The sequence below is a fragment of the Pantoea sp. E956-1 genome, from assembly GCF_982223955.1.
This window is the reverse complement of the sequence record NZ_CEUYZP010000133.1, coordinates 1-255: the sequence shown is the minus strand read 5'-3', so window position 1 is coordinate 255 and position 255 is coordinate 1. Positions and strand designations below refer to the sequence as shown.

1 pseudogene is annotated in these 255 nt (G+C 50.6%); it reads left to right on the top strand.

Features of this window, described 5'->3' with window-relative positions:
• Window positions 1-183, top strand: a pseudogene (locus AC0T7J_RS25625) (NADPH-dependent FMN reductase); the annotation flags it as partial.
• Window positions 184-255 lie beyond the last annotated feature (72 nt).

The window sequence follows — 255 nt, the reverse complement described above, 5'->3', positions numbered from 1 at the left end:
TCAAACACAAAAGCGTCGTTGCGTGATGACCTTAACCGGATGGGATCCAATATCGGTCCAATGGCACAAACCCCCGCTGACGCTTCGCCTGAAGAGATGTCCACCGGTGATCTCAAAACGGCACGCCTGTATGGGGCACGTGTCGCAAATATTGCCGCGCAGTTTCATCCCGTTAACGCGTAAAGCTGTTAAATAAAAAGAGGCTGATAAAGTGAAATATAACCAGCTTGGCCGGACAGGCCTGTTCGTTTCGGA